We start from the raw sequence: 13,848 nt of genomic DNA, 5'->3' as shown, positions 1-13,848 counted from the left end.
CTGGTCATTCGCCGCCGCGGGCGGTGGGCGCCCTCAGTGGTTCGCCGGCGGTGATCTTGGGGGCCTGCGGAGCTGCCCCGGTGGACATCGCCATGTTTGACGGCGTCCGCCGCGCTCGTCGTCGGCTTACCCCGGGCCCTGCGCGAGGTGGGCTCGGCGCGGCTGCACGCGTCTGGCGATCAGCATGGCCGCCGCCAGCGCGTGTGGCGCCACCCACGGTTCCGCGATGCCCCGCTCGGTGAAGGACCGGGCGATGTGCTCCTTCAACGTGTAGAAGGTGAGCGCCCGTTGAGGGTCGCACAGCGTGCTGGCGGTGTCCTCGTCCACGCCCCAGCGTCGCAGCGCGGGCACCGGTTCCCCGGCGGCGGCCAGCCGCGCTCCTTCGCCCAGCCAGGCGGTGTCGGCCGTGGCGTGCCGTTCCAGCCAGGCGACGTGGAAGCCCTCCGGTTCGCACTGCAGCGCGTCGAGCTCGCCGATCGCCTCCAGGTGGGAGCGGGGCATGGGGCTGTACACCAGGTCCGGGTCCAACGCCTGCCAGGAGAAGGGCCGGGCATGCTCCGACAGATCGGTGGCGGCCTCCGTGGCCTTCATCGGTACGCACAGGAGACGGCGTGTGGATCGCTGCTTGCCCGGCTTGAGCTGCTCCAGCAGCCAGCCCGTCCGGACCGCGGCCGGGGGATGCGTGCAACCGCGGTGGACGAACACCGTCCGCTCCGCCACGTGCAGGGCCATCATGGCCATCAGCGCGGCCATGGTGGCCCGCTCCAGCATGACCATGGTTTCCCACCGGCCGTTGCTCTGCCTTTCACTGGCCCGTCTGGTGGCCTGGAAGGCGAGCCGGTCCGCCTCCCGTTCCCTGCGGTCGTCCGCGGAGCAGGCCGGGAGGTGCTCGTCCGGCACGAACGCGCTCGGGCCGTGGGAGTGTCCGAGAACGTGGTGGGCCATCTCGTGGCCGATGACGAAGCGATAGGCGAAGTGACTGAGCTGCGAGGCGTACCGCTCACCCGCCGGGCTGAGCCGCACTCCCAACTGCGTCGACACGGCCAGGGCTCGCTGATGGGCGGTGTGGTAGCGCAGCAGGGCGGTGAGCACGTCCTCGTACCCGAAGACCTCCCCCTTGCCCAGGTCGCGCAGCAGCCGCCAGAGGGCCGTCGGCCGTGACGTGGCGTGGGACCTCTTGTCGGCGCAGAGAGCGAGGTACTGGCAGTAGCTGGAGCACATGCCGAAGATCCCGTCGGCGACGATGACCAGGCCCGAACCGTCGGCGAAGGGGGTCACCTGGGCCGACACGGCTTGGTCGAGCGTGGTGACGACGCGTACCGAGTCGAGCCGGGCGGCGCTCGCCCCGAGGTCGGCCATCGCGGCCCTCAACTCCTCGCCCACCATGTCCACGAAGCCGACGGACAGGTCGGTGCCCGGCTTGTACCCAGGGTCTTGTCGCCAGTCGGTGGAGTAGTCGTCGACCCGTCGCAGCAGGTCGTGGGCTCCGAGTTCCCGCAATTGCCGCCGCTTCTCCGCCAGCGCCGCCTCGCGGTCCGCCTGGAGGAGCGCGCGCTTGCGGTCCGCCAGGGTCTTCATGGGCGCGCGGGCGCGTTGTGGCAGAAGGTACCGAGTCCGATTCTGGCGACGAGGACGGCGATGAGGGTGGCGGTCATGGGGTCGCCGATGGACTGCTGGAGCAGTTCCTGGAGGGCGTAGGCGTCGAGGAGCCGGTCCGAACCGGTGGTGCCCATGAGTGCCTGGGCCCGTTCGTGATGACAGATCTTGCTCTGCAGTTCCCGGTGCTTGTTGGCGAACCACTGCTGCCCGAACCGGCGCTTGTCCTCGTCATCAGCGGGGGAGAGCCCCACGCCCGCACCCAGGAGCTCCGCTCCCAGCAAGGCGTACAGCTCGTCGTCGCTCCTGCTCCAGTACTCCTCGACGGTCATGTGGTCCCGTCCCCCCGTTGCCCGTGAGCGGTCACTCACCGTGACCCGCTGTCATCCGTGACCCGCTGTCATCTGCCAGGGGAGCTTAGGGCCCGCCGCTTCCGTGCGGTGCGCGAGAAGGACGAACCGGCGACGGATGCGGCCGAAGCGACGGCGGAGGTGCGTGTGGGGGACGCCTCGCTCAGCCGTCGGGACGCCGGGAGGCACCTTCTGCACTCGGAAAGCCTGTGGCCTGTCACTCCCGACCGTGCCGTTCCCCCCTCCGGCCCTTGGAGCCGCCCCGCCCGCCTCCGCGCGGATGCCACAGCCGCAGCCATACGTCCCGTGCGTGGCGGCCCGCCTCCGATCGGCTGCGGGCCACCATCTCGCGGGCCTCGTCGTGGGTCTCGACCATGGGGCCGGAGCCGCGCAGGGGGCGGCCGGCCGTCTCGTGGAGGAAGAAGGTCGAGATCAGGCCGATCACCCCGGCCACCATCAGGTAGAACGCCGGGACCAGCGTGTTGCCCGTCGTGTCGACCAGGAACGAGGCGAGCAGCGGGGTGGTGCCGCCGAAGATGGAGACGGAGATGTTGTAGGCGATCGACAGGGCTCCGTAGCGCAGCCGGGTGGGGAAGAGGGCCGGCAGCGTGGCCGCGGCCGTACCGGCGAAGCAGACCAGGAGCAGGCCGAGGATCGCGCAGCCGAACGCGGGCAGGAGGATGCCGCCCTCGCGGATCAGCAGGAACGCGGGAACGGCCAGGGCGATCATCGCGATGCTGCCGACCATGAACATCGGCCGTCTGCCCCACCGGTCCGAGCTGCGGCCCACCGTGGTGATGGCGAGCACCACGAGCAGCATGGTGCCGAGGACCAGCAGCTGTGCGGTCGTGTCGCTCTCGCCGAGCGTCACCGTCATGAACGTCGGCAGATACGACGTCACCATGTAGTTGGTGACGTTGTAGAGCAGCACGAGGCCCATGCAGATCAGGATCGCCTGCCAGTGGCGGGAGAAGATCTCCCTGAGGCGGCCCTGGCCCGACTGGCGGGCCTGCTCGACCGGGTCGCTCTCACCCTCCTCGGCCTCCGTCTCCCGCTCGGCCGCCGACGCCGCCGCTTCCTGCTGGAAGGCGGGCGTCTCCTCCAGCTTCATCCGCATGTAGAGACCGATGAGCCCGAGCGGTCCCGCGACGAAGAACGGGATGCGCCAGCCCCAGCTCTCCAGGCCGTCGGTCCCGAGCGTCAGGGTGAGCACCGTGACAAGGCCCGAACCGAGCGAGTAGCCGACGAAGGTGCCGAAGTCGAGCCAGCTGCCGAGGAAGCCGCGCCGCTGGTCGGGGGCGTACTCGGCGATGTAGGTGGTGGCGCCCGCGTACTCGCCGCCCGTGGAGAAGCCCTGGACGAGGCGGCACAGGAGGAGCAGGAGCGGGGCGGCGAAGCCGATGGAGGCGTACGTCGGCAGCAGGCCCACCGCGAAGGTGCTCACAGCCATCATGATCATGGTCGCGGCGAGCACCCGCTGTCGGCCGATGCGGTCGCCGAGCGGCCCGAACACGAGACCGCCCAAGGGGCGGACGAGAAATGCCGCGGCGAATGTGGCGAACGTGGAGACCACCTGCGCGCCCGGCGAACTGGAGGGAAAGAAGACTTTGCCGATGGTGCCCGCCAAATAGGCGTAGACACCGAAATCGAACCACTCCATGGTGTTTCCGAGTGCGGCCGCCGTGACGGCGCGCCGCACCTTCGGGCGGTCCGAGACCATGATGTCCTCGCTGCTCAGCGCCTTCTTCCTGCGGCGCAGCAGCGTGCGTGCCATACGGTCGGTCGCCGAATGCGAGGCGCGCGATTCGCCCTCCGTCGCGCGGGGCTTTCGGGGAGCGCCGCGCGAGTGGCCTTTCACCATGGAGCTTTTCTCCTCTTGCCTGCCGAGAGAAAGCCGTGTCGCCGTAAGTCTGAGCCGATCATGGGAGACCGGCAAACGGTACGGCGGCGCCATCCGGTGCCCGGCCCCCGCTGCCGCCGTCCCGTTCCCCTCTTGACCCCGGTGGCGCCAGCCCATAGGTTGCGGTGGCCGTCGACCTGTTGCTGACGAAAGGGGGCGACCAGCGGATGAACACCGACTCTGATCTCGGTCGCCTCGCCCAGCGCACGGTCTGGGTCCCGGGTCGCATCGCACACGGCGCCTGAGTACGCCGTTCTGCTGTGCCCGTACGTGGCACGTTCGTGGCTGCCCGCCCGCGGCACGTCGCGGGTCTTCGGGCCCGCCCTTCCCTCTTCCTCTTCGGTTTCCTCTTCTCCTTCGGCGCGCCACCGTCGCGTGCCGTCCTGCGCCCCTCTCCTCGTCCGGCGCGCCTGAACACAGAAAGCTGCCCGAAATTGGCGAACATCATGAAGCGACCGACCGCGCACCGGAACGAAGGCCTGTCATGACAGAGGCCCGGATCACGGTCAACGGGGAAGAAGCACTGCTCTCACCGGCTCCGCCACACACCACAGCGCTGGACTTCCTGCGCGAGCAAGGCCTCACCGGCACCAAGGAAGGCTGCGCCGAGGGCGAATGCGGCGCCTGCTCGGTCCTGGTCGCCCGGCCAGGCGTGGACAAGCCCACCGACTGGGTGGCGGTCAACGCCTGCCTGCTGCCGGCCGCGGCGCTCGACGGCCAGGAGGTCATCACCTCCGAAGGCCTCGCCACCGCCGGCGAACCCGGCACACCTGCCACCCTGCACCCGGTGCAGGAGGAGCTGGCGGCCCGCGGCGGCTCCCAATGCGGGTACTGCACACCGGGTTTCGTGTGCAGCATGGCGTCCGAGTACTACCGGCCCGACCGCTGCGCGCACGCCGACGCGGCGAGCGCCGTGCGGACCGGAAGCGGCGACGCCGAGCACGGGCCGAACGGCTTCGACCTGCACGCCCTGAGCGGCAACCTGTGCCGCTGCACCGGCTACCGCCCCATTCGCGACGCCGCGTTCGCCGTCGGCACGCCCACCGACGACGACCCCCTGGCCCGGCGCCGTGAGCAGGCTCCGCCCCCGCCGGTCGCCACCGAGTACACCAGGGACGGCCAAGCGTTCCACCGGCCGGCCACCCTCGCGGACGTGCTGCGGCTGCTGCGCGAGCGGCCCGACGCGGTGGTGGTCGCGGGATCCACGGACTGGGGCGTCGAGGTGAACATCCGTTCCCGCCGCGCGGATGTCGTGGTCGCCATCGACCGGCTGCCCGAACTGCGGGAGCTGCGCGTCGCGTCCGACCACGTCGAGATCGGGGCCGCCCTGACGCTCACCGAGATCGAACGCCGCCTCGACGGCCGCATACCGCTGCTGGCCGAACTGTTCCCGCAGTTCGCGTCCCGGCTCATCCGCAACAGCGCGACTCTTGGCGGCAATCTGGGCACCGGCTCTCCCATCGGCGACAGCCCGCCGGCGCTGCTCGCCCTTGAGGCGTCCCTGGTGCTCGCCGACGCCGACGGCGAGCGCGAGGTCCCGCTGGCGGAGTACTTCACCGGCTACCGGCAGAGCGTGCGCCGTCCTGGCGAGCTGATCCGCGCGGTGCGCGTCCCGCTGCCGCTGTCGCCGGTCGTGGCCTTCCACAAGATCGCCAAGCGTCGCTTCGACGACATCTCCAGCGTCGCGGTCGCCTTCGCGCTCGACATCGACGACGGGATCGTACGCAAGGCACGGATCGGCCTGGGCGGCGTGGCCGCGACGCCCCTTCGCGCGCTCGCCGTCGAGGCGGCCCTGGAGGGCAGACCCTGGGACGCCGCGACCGTAGGGGCCGCGGCCAGGCTGCTGGAGAAGGAAGGAACGCCGATGAACGACCACCGCGCCAGCGCGCGCTACCGCTCCGCGATGCTCGGTCAGAGCCTGCTGAAGTCGTACGCGCGGACCACCGGGGCGGTTTCGTCATGAGCCAGTTGTCCGAACGCCCCGAAAAGCCCGTCGTCGGCGTCCCCATGCCGCACGAAAGTGCGTACCAGCACGTCACCGGCACCGCGCTCTACACCGACGACCTGGTCCAGCGCACCAAGGACGTGCTGCACGCGTACCCGGTCCAGGTCATGAAGGCCTGCGGCAGGGTCACCGCGCTGAACACCGGGCCCGCGCTCGCCGTGCCCGGCGTGGTGCGCGTGCTGACCGGCGCCGACGTGCCGGGCGTCAACGACGCCGGGATGAAGCACGACGAGCCGCTCTTCCCCGACGAGGTCATGTTCCACGGCCACGCGGTCGCCTGGGTGCTCGGCGAGACCCTGGAGGCGGCCCGGCTCGGCGCGGCGGCCGTCGAGGTGACCGTCGACGAACAGCCCTCCCTGATCACCCTTCAGGAGGCGATCGCGGCCGGGAGCTTCCACGGGGCACGGCCCGTCATGGTGACCGGCGACGTCGACGCGGGCCTCGCCGACTCCGCGCACGTGTTCACCGGCGAGTTCCACTTCTCCGACCAGGAGCACTTCTACCTGGAGACGCACGCGGCGCTGGCCCTCGTCGACGAGAACGGGCAGGTGTTCGTCCAGAGCAGCACCCAGCACCCCTCGGAGACGCAGGAGATCGTCGCGCACGTGCTCGGGCTGCCCAGCCACGAGGTGACCGTGCAATGTCTGCGCATGGGCGGCGGGTTCGGCGGCAAGGAGATGCAGCCGCACGGATTCGCGGCCGTCGCCGCGCTCGGCGCCCGACTGACCGGCAGGCCGGTCCGGCTGCGGCTCAACCGCACCCAGGACCTGACCATGTCCGGCAAACGGCACGGGTTCCACGCGAAGTGGCGGATCGGCTTCGACGGCGACGGCCGCATCCGCGCCCTGGACGCCACCCTGACCGCGGACGGCGGCTGGAGCCTGGACCTCTCCGAACCGGTGGTGGCCCGTGCGCTGTGCCACATCGACAACACGTACTGGATCCCCAACGCGCGCGTCGCGGGCCGCATCGCCAAGACCAACAAGGTCTCCAACACCGCGTTCCGCGGCTTCGGCGGGCCGCAGGGCATGCTGGTGATCGAGGACATCATGGGCCGGTGCGCGCCACTGCTCGGCCTCGACCCGATGGAGCTGCGCGAGCGCAACTTCTACCGGCAGGGTCAGACGACACCGTACGGCCAGCTGGTCACCCAGCACGAGCGGATCTCCGCCGTCTGGGAGAAGGTCAAGGAGAACGGCGGCATCGCCGACCGCCGACGCGAGATCGCCGCCTTCAACGCCGCGCACCCGCACACCAAGCGGGCCCTCGCGCTGACCGGCGTCAAGTTCGGCATCTCGTTCAACCTCACCGCCTTCAACCAGGGCGGCGCGCTGGTGCTGATCTACAAGGACGGCTCGGTCCTGATCAACCACGGCGGTACCGAGATGGGCCAGGGCCTGCACACCAAGATGCTGCAGGTGGCCGCGACCACGCTGGGCATCCCGCTGCACAAGGTGCGGCTCGCCCCGACCCGGACCGACAAGGTGCCCAACACCTCCGCCACCGCCGCGAGCGCGGGGGCCGACCTCAACGGCGGGGCGGTGAAGAACGCCTGTGAGCAGTTGCGCGAGCGGTTGTCGCAGGTGGCCGCGGTCCAGCTGGGTGCGAACGCGTCGGACGTACGCATCGTCGGGGGCGTCGCACGCTCCCTGGGCGGTGACAAGGCGCTGGCCTGGGACGACCTGGTGCGCACCGCGTACTTCCAGCGGGTGCAGTTGTCGGCGGCCGGCTTCTACCGGACCGAGGGGCTGCACTGGGACGCGAAGTTGTTCCACGGCACGCCGTTCAAGTACTTCTCCTACGGCGCCGCCGCGGCCGAGGTGGAGGTCGACGGTTTCACGGGCGCGTACCGCATCCGGCGGGTGGACATCGTGCACGACGTCGGCGACAGCCTCTCCCCGATGATCGACATCGGCCAGGTCGAGGGCGGATTCGTGCAGGGCGCGGGCTGGCTGACGCTCGAGGATCTGCGCTGGGACAGCGGCGACGGGCCGAACCGTGGACGTCTCCTCACCCAGGCCGCGAGCACCTACAAGCTGCCGAGTTTCTCGGAGATGCCCGAGGAGTTCAACGTCACGCTCCTGGAGAACGCCACCGAGGACGGCGTGGTCTACGGCTCCAAAGCGGTCGGCGAGCCCCCGCTGATGCTGGCGTTCTCGGTGCGCGAGGCGCTGCGGCAGGCGGCCGCCGTGTTCGGGCCGAGCGGGTTCGGCGTCGAGCTGGCCTCACCCGCGACGCCGGAAGCGGTGTACTGGGCGATCCAGGCGGCCCGTCGGCACGAGGTCTCCGGCGACGGCTCCGCCGCCGACGGCGGGATCCGCAGCGACGCCGACGTACTGAGCGGTGCCTGACATGTCATGGGTCGCGGCGGTCGGGCGGCTGCGGGCGCGCCGGGAGCCCGGCGTGCTGGTGACCGTCGCGGCCGTGCGCGGCCACGCCCCGCGCGACGCGGGCGCGAAACTCGTCGTGGGGGAGACCGGCGCCTGGGGCTCGATCGGCGGCGGCAACGTCGAGGCCGTCGCGGTCGACCGGGCCCGGGAGATGATCGCCGCGGCCGAACCGGAGCCGGAGCTGATGGACTTCGCCCTGAACGACAAGGTGACCAACCGGCACGGCGTGCAGTGCTGCGGCGGCACGGTCACGGTACTGCTCGAACCGCTGGCGGTGGCAAGGGCCGTGGCGATCTTCGGCGTCGGGCACGTGGGGCTGGAACTGGCGCGCATCCTGGCACGTCAGGACCTCGACCTCCATCTGGTCGACACCCGCTCCGACATTCTCACCGAGGAGCGTCTCGGCGTCCTCGCGGACGCGGTGGGGCAGGTGCACGTACATCACACGCCGCTGCTCCCCGAGGAGGTCCTCGCGGAGCTGCCCCGGGGCACCCACGTGCTGATCATGACCCATGATCACGCCGAGGACGCCGCGCTGTGCGACGCCGCCCTGCGCACGCCCCACCTCGGCTCCGTCGGACTCATCGGGTCGGCGGCCAAATGGGTGCGGTTCCGCCGCCGCCTCGCCACCGAGGGCGGCCACGACGAGGCCACCATCGACCGGATCAAGACCCCGATCGGTCTCGCGGACATCACCGGAAAGGAGCCCGCGACGATCGCCGTGAGCGTCGCCGCCGATCTGCTGCGCACTTTCGAGGCCGAAGGGGACTGAACCACCGAGGGGACTGAACCACCGAGGGGCACTGAACCGGCTCCACCTGCCGACCGGAACGGCCGCACCGGTCGGCGGGCCCGCCGACTACGTCGCGCTGCGCGCGGCCGACGCCGGTTCCGCGGCGTGGTCGCCGCGCAGGTGGTAGACGTTGAACGCCTTGCGGATGACGGGCTGGGCGACGTTGCGCACCGGTACGCCGCCGCTCGTGATCCCGTGTTCGGTGCCCGCGTGGGCGTGGCCGTGGACGGCCAGGTTCGCGCCCGCCGCGTCGACCGCCTCCGCCAGGAGGTAGCTGCCGAGAAACGGGTAGATCTCCAGGGGTTCGCCCGCGAGGGTGTCGGGCACGGGCGCGAAGTGCGTCAGCGCCACCCGTGTGTCACAGCCCTGCTCGGCCAGTTCGTCGAGCGAGGTCCGCAGGCCCTCGGCGCAGTGGCGGGTGTACCGGATGAACTCCTTCATCAGCGGTTCGCCGAACTCGCTGCCGCTGCGGCCGACGAAGCCGCCGCCGAAGCCCTTGGTGCCGGCGACGCCCACCCGGGCCCCGTCGACCTCGACGACCGTGCCCTGCCCTTCGAGGACGCGTACGCCCGCGTCGCGCAGGATCGCGGTGACCTCGTCGGGCCGCTCGTCGTGGTGGTCGTGGTTGCCGAGCACGGCCACCACGGGCACCGGCAGGCCGGTCACCTCCCGGGCGACCACCCGCGCCTCCTCGGGGGTGCCGTGGCGGGTCAGGTCCCCGGCGAGAAGCAGCAGGTCCGCGCAGTCGTCGAGCGTCTCGAAGGCGGGCCGGAGCACTCCCTGGCTCTCCAGCCCGATATGGATGTCCCCCACGGCCGCGATGCGGATCATGTCACTTCCTCCGAGTGGTCCGGGGCCGTCGCGTCGGCCACCGCGACATCGAAGTGGACCGTCAGGCCGGCCAGTTCCTCGTTCACGGTGCGCAGCAATTCCTCGCGGCACTGCGCCGTGGACACGGTGCCGACGACCATCACGGACGATCCGCGGGCCTCGACGCGCATGCCCAGCTCACCCGGTTCCTCCGCGGCGAGCCGGTCCTTGAGGTGGGCGATGCGGTACTCGACGTTGGATTGGTCGTTCATCGGTCTCCTTCTCGCGGCGCGATGACTTCCAGCCGTTCCAGCAGGAAGAGGAAGGCGGCGGGCATCGGCATGTCGCCGTACTCGTCGCGCAGCGCCTCCCAGTCGACCATCTCGCGCAGCTGCCGCGCGATCGGCAGCACGGCGCCGAAGTCGCAGTGGTGCTCGGAGAACGCGGCGAGCAGCGCCCGTACGAGATCGGTGGGCGCCAGGACCGGCATGTGCACCGAGTCGACCGGCAGTTGCGCGGCGCGGCCGAGGAGTTCCGTGGTGACCGGCTCGCCCGCCAGCCGGAAGATGAGGTCGATGTCCTGGCCGAGGCACTTGGCCTTGAGCAGCCAGTCCTCCGGTGGCGCGTACACCGGGAGCCCCGCCTCCTCAAGCGAGGCCGCCACCGCTGCGGCGTCCTCCGGTTTGATGCAGAAGTCGGCGTCGTGCTGGAGGTTGCCGGTGCCGCCGTGGGCGTAGACCGCGACACTGCCGGCGAGGGCGAAGTCGTGCTCGCGCCTCTTGAGGATGGCGGCGACCTGTTTGGTCGCCTCCAGGATGGCCTGGTTGAGATCGGGCGGAAGCTCCTCGGCACACATCTCGTGGTGCGGGGAGCCCCCGACCGGTCCTGCGGCGGTTCCTCCTGTCGGACGCAGCTCCGTCACCGGCTTCTGTGCGTCGCGAGTGGTGTCTTCTGCGTTCGGCGTCACCTGCTGCTCCGTTTCCGGACCCCGGCCGCGCTGCACTCACCGTGCAGGCCGCCGGTCTCCGACGATCCCTGCTTCAGGTAGCACCGGTACCCGGGCCGCCGGGTTCGACACGGGTCAGTTGCTGTACGGGTCGGAGTTGCCCTGCGAGGACTTCCCTGCCCGGACTTCCCTTATACCGCAGGCCGCACCGTGTCACCTCTTCGCGCTCACCCCGCCTGGGTGCGGCGCACGCACTCCGCGACCACCGAGCTCAGGCTCCCCGTCCGGGCCAGCAGTTCCCGCTGGACGCGGGCGCCGTTGCCGTGCTCCAGCAGGTTCCCGCCCACCGTGGTGACCATGTCGAGGTCGCCGCTGTCCTCGAGCGCGTCGCGCACGTGGTCGATGAGCGCCCGCAGCACCTCGTGCCCGGGTGCGGGCCGCATGGTCAGCGGGTGGAGCAGGGTGTCGTCGAGACCGGACCGCGCTGCCCGCCAGGCGGCGAGGCGCAGCAGGCCGACGGCGTGCGCCGCCGGTGGCCGGCCGGCCCGCCATTCGCGCGCCGCCGTTTCGACCAGTCCCCGTGCGAGAGCCGCGACCAGGACGGTGGAGGTCGCCTCCAGGCAGACGTCCGCGACCCGGATCTCCACGGTGGGGTAGCGGTGGGAGAGGCGTGCGTCGAAGTAGACCATGCCCCGGTCGCGCAGCACGCCGGTGGCGACCAGGTCGCGGACCTGCTCCTCGTACCGCTCGGCTGAGCCGAAGAGCTCGGTCGGGCCTGCCATCGGCCAGCGGCCCCACACCCGGTTGCGGTAGCTGCTGTACAGGCTGTCGTGCCCCTGCCAGAAGGGTGAGTTGGCGCTCAGGGCGACCAGGACCGGGAGCCAGGGCCGGATGCGGTCGATGACGGCCACGCCCTCCTCGTCCGAGTCGACCGACACGTGCACGTGGCAGCCGCAGGTCAGCTGCTCCTGCGTGGTCAGCCCGAACTGCTCCTCCATCCACTGGAACCGGCTGCCCGTGTTGACCGCGGGGCTCACCGGCAGGGGCGAGGTGGCGAGGGCTGCGACCGAGGCGCCCACGTCACCGGCGTGCCGCGCCGCGTCCGCGCGCCACCGGACGACCTCCTCCGTGAGGCTGTCCATGCTGGTCCGCGGCTGCGTGGCGAATTCGAGCTGCTGCCCGTGGAGTTCCCTCTCGAAGGCCTCGTCCTCGGGCTCGCGGTAGTCGGTCTCCTGCTTCTCGCTGTCAGGGTTCTCCGCGGTGTTCCTGGCGGCTCGCGCCAGGACCGCCGAGGAAAGGGCTCGCGGCTCGCCGCTGTTACGGTCGACCAGGAGGAGTTCTTCCTCCACTCCTACGGTGCGCAATGGTGGCTGCCTCTCTGTTCCGTCGTGCTGTGGATCCCTCCCGTACCCCCGCACCGCGTATGCAGCCGTCCGGTAGTACAACAGTCCGACGGAGGTTTCAGCGGAGGCGGTTCGGCAAACCGTTCATTTATGGTGCAAATCGGCTACACAATGATGACCGAGCAGGCCGGACCGCGCGCGCTCGTCGATGATCTGGTCGCGGCGGAGCAGGCGGGATTCGACTTCTCCGTCACCTCCGACCACTACTTTCCGTGGCTCACCTCGCAGGGGCACTCCCCGTACGCGTGGAGCGTGCTCGGCGCGGCGGCGCAGGCCACCTCGCGCATTCCGCTCATGACGTACGTGACCTGCCCGACGACCCGCTACCACCCCGCCGTGGTGGCGCAGAAGGCCGCGACGATGCAGCTGCTCTCCGAGGGCCGCTTCCGGCTGGGGCTCGGCTCGGGCGAGAACCTCAACGAGCACGTCGTCGGCGGCGGCTGGCCCTCCGCCCGGGTCCGCCTCGACATGTTCGAGGAGGCCGTCGGCATCATCCGCGCGCTCTTCACCGGCGAGAACGTCAACCACGAGGGCACCCACTTCGACGTGGCGAACGCCCGCCTGTGGGACCTGCCCGACGAGCTGCCACCCATCGGCATCGCCGTCTCCGGCGAACGCTCCTGCGCACTGGCCGGGAAGTACGCGGACCTCGTCATCGCGACCGAGCCCAAGGCCGACCTCGTCGAGTCCTTCGACCGGCACGGGGGCCGCGGCAAGCCCCGGGTCGGTCAGCTCCCCGTCTGCTACGACACCGACAAGGACGCGGCGATCGCCCGCGCCCACGACCAGTTCCGCTGGTCCGTCGGCGGCTGGCCGGTCAACGCCGAGCTGCCGGGGCCCGCGGCCTTCGCCGGTGCCACGCAGTACGTCACCAAGGAGGACATCGCGGAGCAGATCCCCTGCGGAGACGACGTCGACGACTTCGTCGAAGCCGTACGCCCCTTCGCCGAGGCGGGCTTCACGGAGATCGCCCTCGTCCAGGTGGGCGGCGACCACCAGCGCCCCTTCATCGACTGGGCCGAGCGCAAGCTGCTGCCCGCGCTGCGGGAACTGTGACGCGCCGGGAGCCCACCACCCAAGGAGACACCGTGCACAACACAGCGAGCCCCGCCACACCTGCCCCGGACCCCCTGCCCCCGTCCTCTGCGGACCTCGTCCAAGTGGTCCTCGGAGAGTGCTCGGTGGCCGACGCCGACACCGTCTTCAACGTCCTGCGCTCCCACTTCCCCACCGACCGCGGGGCCGACGCGCCCCGCCAGACCGAGCAGGAGACGCCCGCCGTCTGGACCGGCGAGTTCCGGGTCGCCGGGAGCCCGCGCCCCGCCCGGGGAGTCCTGCTCGCGGGCTCCGTCACCGCCGACCTCCAGGGCGGCCCCGTCCCGGTGGCCCGCCTGCGCGAGGCGCTCGAATCCGCCTTCGTCGTCTCGACCGTCGGCACCGTCTCCGGCGACCAGGAGGTCGAGGTACAGCTGCGCCTGACCGGTGTCGAACACGGCGCGCCCGCCGAGGACGCCTGACCGGGTGCACCGGGTGCGCTCCGATCGGGCGTATGCCCGCGTGTCGGACCACGAGGTTCTTCCGCCCACCGGACAGTCGTGCGGCATCGTCGGAAGGACCCGTATCCGCACGCGTTCCCGTCGCGGTGCGGCAGCCAC

12 protein-coding genes are annotated in these 13,848 nt (G+C 71.1%); 5 read left to right on the top strand and 7 right to left on the bottom strand.

Going from position 1 to position 13,848, the window contains the following annotated elements; all coding sequences use genetic code 11:
- Positions 1 to 126: 126 nt before the first annotated feature.
- The 3 genes from ACFVYR_RS00895 to proP form a co-directional block, all read right to left on the bottom strand.
- Positions 127 to 1,578 carry an ImmA/IrrE family metallo-endopeptidase gene (locus ACFVYR_RS00895; RefSeq protein WP_384247206.1) on the bottom strand — a complete coding sequence of 484 codons (1,452 nt, stop codon included), beginning with the start codon at positions 1,576 to 1,578 and terminating at the stop codon, positions 127 to 129.
- Entirely contained in the window at positions 1,575 to 1,928 is a 354-nt protein-coding gene (locus ACFVYR_RS00890) for a hypothetical protein (protein ID WP_384247204.1), read from the bottom strand. The genes ACFVYR_RS00895 and ACFVYR_RS00890 overlap by 4 nt, the downstream gene beginning before the upstream one ends.
- 235 nt (positions 1,929 to 2,163) lie before the next feature.
- Positions 2,164 to 3,720, bottom strand: a complete 1,557-nt coding sequence (proP, locus tag ACFVYR_RS00885) for a glycine betaine/L-proline transporter ProP (protein WP_384247202.1) — start codon at positions 3,718 to 3,720, stop codon at positions 2,164 to 2,166.
- A 610-nt stretch (positions 3,721 to 4,330) separates the two neighbouring features.
- Between proP and ACFVYR_RS00880 the strand changes: the two genes are divergently transcribed.
- From ACFVYR_RS00880 to xdhC, 3 genes are read left to right on the top strand one after another with little or no spacing between them, the layout of a single operon-like run.
- Positions 4,331 to 5,809: a xanthine dehydrogenase small subunit gene (locus ACFVYR_RS00880; protein WP_384247200.1), complete on the top strand. Its 1,479-nt coding sequence runs from the start codon at positions 4,331 to 4,333 to the stop codon at positions 5,807 to 5,809.
- On the top strand, positions 5,806 to 8,202 hold the full coding sequence (gene xdhB, locus ACFVYR_RS00875; protein WP_384247198.1) for a xanthine dehydrogenase molybdopterin binding subunit: 2,397 nt from the start codon (positions 5,806 to 5,808) through the stop codon (positions 8,200 to 8,202). The genes ACFVYR_RS00880 and xdhB overlap by 4 nt, the downstream gene beginning before the upstream one ends.
- A 1-nt stretch (position 8,203) precedes the next feature.
- Positions 8,204 to 9,013 carry a xanthine dehydrogenase accessory protein XdhC gene (gene xdhC / locus ACFVYR_RS00870; protein WP_384247195.1) on the top strand — a complete coding sequence of 270 codons (810 nt, stop codon included), beginning with the start codon at positions 8,204 to 8,206 and terminating at the stop codon, positions 9,011 to 9,013.
- An 87-nt stretch (positions 9,014 to 9,100) separates the two neighbouring features.
- Here xdhC and ACFVYR_RS00865 read toward each other — a convergent pair whose 3' ends face one another.
- The 4 genes from ACFVYR_RS00865 to ACFVYR_RS00850 all read right to left on the bottom strand — a co-directional run bounded on the left by ACFVYR_RS00865 (position 9,101) and on the right by ACFVYR_RS00850 (position 12,154).
- On the bottom strand, positions 9,101 to 9,865 hold the full coding sequence (locus ACFVYR_RS00865; protein ID WP_384247193.1) for a metallophosphoesterase: 765 nt from the start codon (positions 9,863 to 9,865) through the stop codon (positions 9,101 to 9,103).
- Positions 9,862 to 10,116 (bottom strand): hypothetical protein, encoded by a 255-nt coding sequence (locus ACFVYR_RS00860; protein WP_384247190.1) that lies wholly within the window; start codon positions 10,114 to 10,116, stop codon positions 9,862 to 9,864. Before ACFVYR_RS00860 ends, ACFVYR_RS00865 begins: the two co-directional genes overlap by 4 nt.
- Entirely contained in the window at positions 10,113 to 10,811 is a 699-nt protein-coding gene (locus ACFVYR_RS00855) for a hypothetical protein (RefSeq protein ID WP_384247188.1), read from the bottom strand. Before ACFVYR_RS00855 ends, ACFVYR_RS00860 begins: the two co-directional genes overlap by 4 nt.
- A gap of 206 nt (positions 10,812 to 11,017) precedes the next feature.
- Entirely contained in the window at positions 11,018 to 12,154 is a 1,137-nt protein-coding gene (locus tag ACFVYR_RS00850; RefSeq protein ID WP_384247186.1) for a glutamate--cysteine ligase, read from the bottom strand.
- Between the two features lie 129 nt (positions 12,155 to 12,283).
- Between ACFVYR_RS00850 and ACFVYR_RS00845 the strand changes: the two genes are divergently transcribed.
- Both ACFVYR_RS00845 and ACFVYR_RS00840 read left to right on the top strand, forming a co-directional pair.
- The gene (locus ACFVYR_RS00845; RefSeq protein ID WP_384247184.1) at positions 12,284 to 13,249 is read left to right on the top strand and encodes an LLM class F420-dependent oxidoreductase; all 966 of its coding nucleotides are present in this window, start codon (positions 12,284 to 12,286) and stop codon (positions 13,247 to 13,249) included.
- Between the two features lie 32 nt (positions 13,250 to 13,281).
- The gene (locus ACFVYR_RS00840) at positions 13,282 to 13,710 is read left to right on the top strand and encodes a hypothetical protein (RefSeq protein WP_384247181.1); all 429 of its coding nucleotides are present in this window, start codon (positions 13,282 to 13,284) and stop codon (positions 13,708 to 13,710) included.
- Positions 13,711 to 13,848 lie beyond the last annotated feature (138 nt).

The sequence above is a fragment of the Streptomyces sp. NPDC058284 genome, assembly GCF_042881135.1.
In the GTDB taxonomy this organism is placed as follows: Bacteria; Actinomycetota; Actinomycetes; order Streptomycetales; family Streptomycetaceae; genus Streptomyces.
This window is presented reverse-complemented; position numbering and strand designations above follow the sequence as displayed.

What these genes read in the sequence shown, in the direction of transcription:
- ACFVYR_RS00895 (WP_384247206.1), bottom strand. Translation starts at nt 1,578, where the DNA reads ATGAAGACCCTGGCGGACCGCAAGCGCGCGCTCCTCCAGGCGGACCGC.
- ACFVYR_RS00890 (WP_384247204.1), bottom strand. Translation starts at nt 1,928, where the DNA reads ATGACCGTCGAGGAGTACTGGAGCAGGAGCGACGACGAGCTGTACGCC.
- proP (WP_384247202.1), bottom strand. Translation starts at nt 3,720, where the DNA reads ATGGCACGCACGCTGCTGCGCCGCAGGAAGAAGGCGCTGAGCAGCGAG.
- ACFVYR_RS00880 (WP_384247200.1), top strand. Translation starts at nt 4,331, where the DNA reads ATGACAGAGGCCCGGATCACGGTCAACGGGGAAGAAGCACTGCTCTCA.
- xdhB (WP_384247198.1), top strand. Translation starts at nt 5,806, where the DNA reads ATGAGCCAGTTGTCCGAACGCCCCGAAAAGCCCGTCGTCGGCGTCCCC.
- xdhC (WP_384247195.1), top strand. Translation starts at nt 8,204, where the DNA reads ATGTCATGGGTCGCGGCGGTCGGGCGGCTGCGGGCGCGCCGGGAGCCC.
- ACFVYR_RS00865 (WP_384247193.1), bottom strand. Translation starts at nt 9,865, where the DNA reads ATGATCCGCATCGCGGCCGTGGGGGACATCCATATCGGGCTGGAGAGC.
- ACFVYR_RS00860 (WP_384247190.1), bottom strand. Translation starts at nt 10,116, where the DNA reads ATGAACGACCAATCCAACGTCGAGTACCGCATCGCCCACCTCAAGGAC.
- ACFVYR_RS00845 (WP_384247184.1), top strand. Translation starts at nt 12,284, where the DNA reads ATGGTGCAAATCGGCTACACAATGATGACCGAGCAGGCCGGACCGCGC.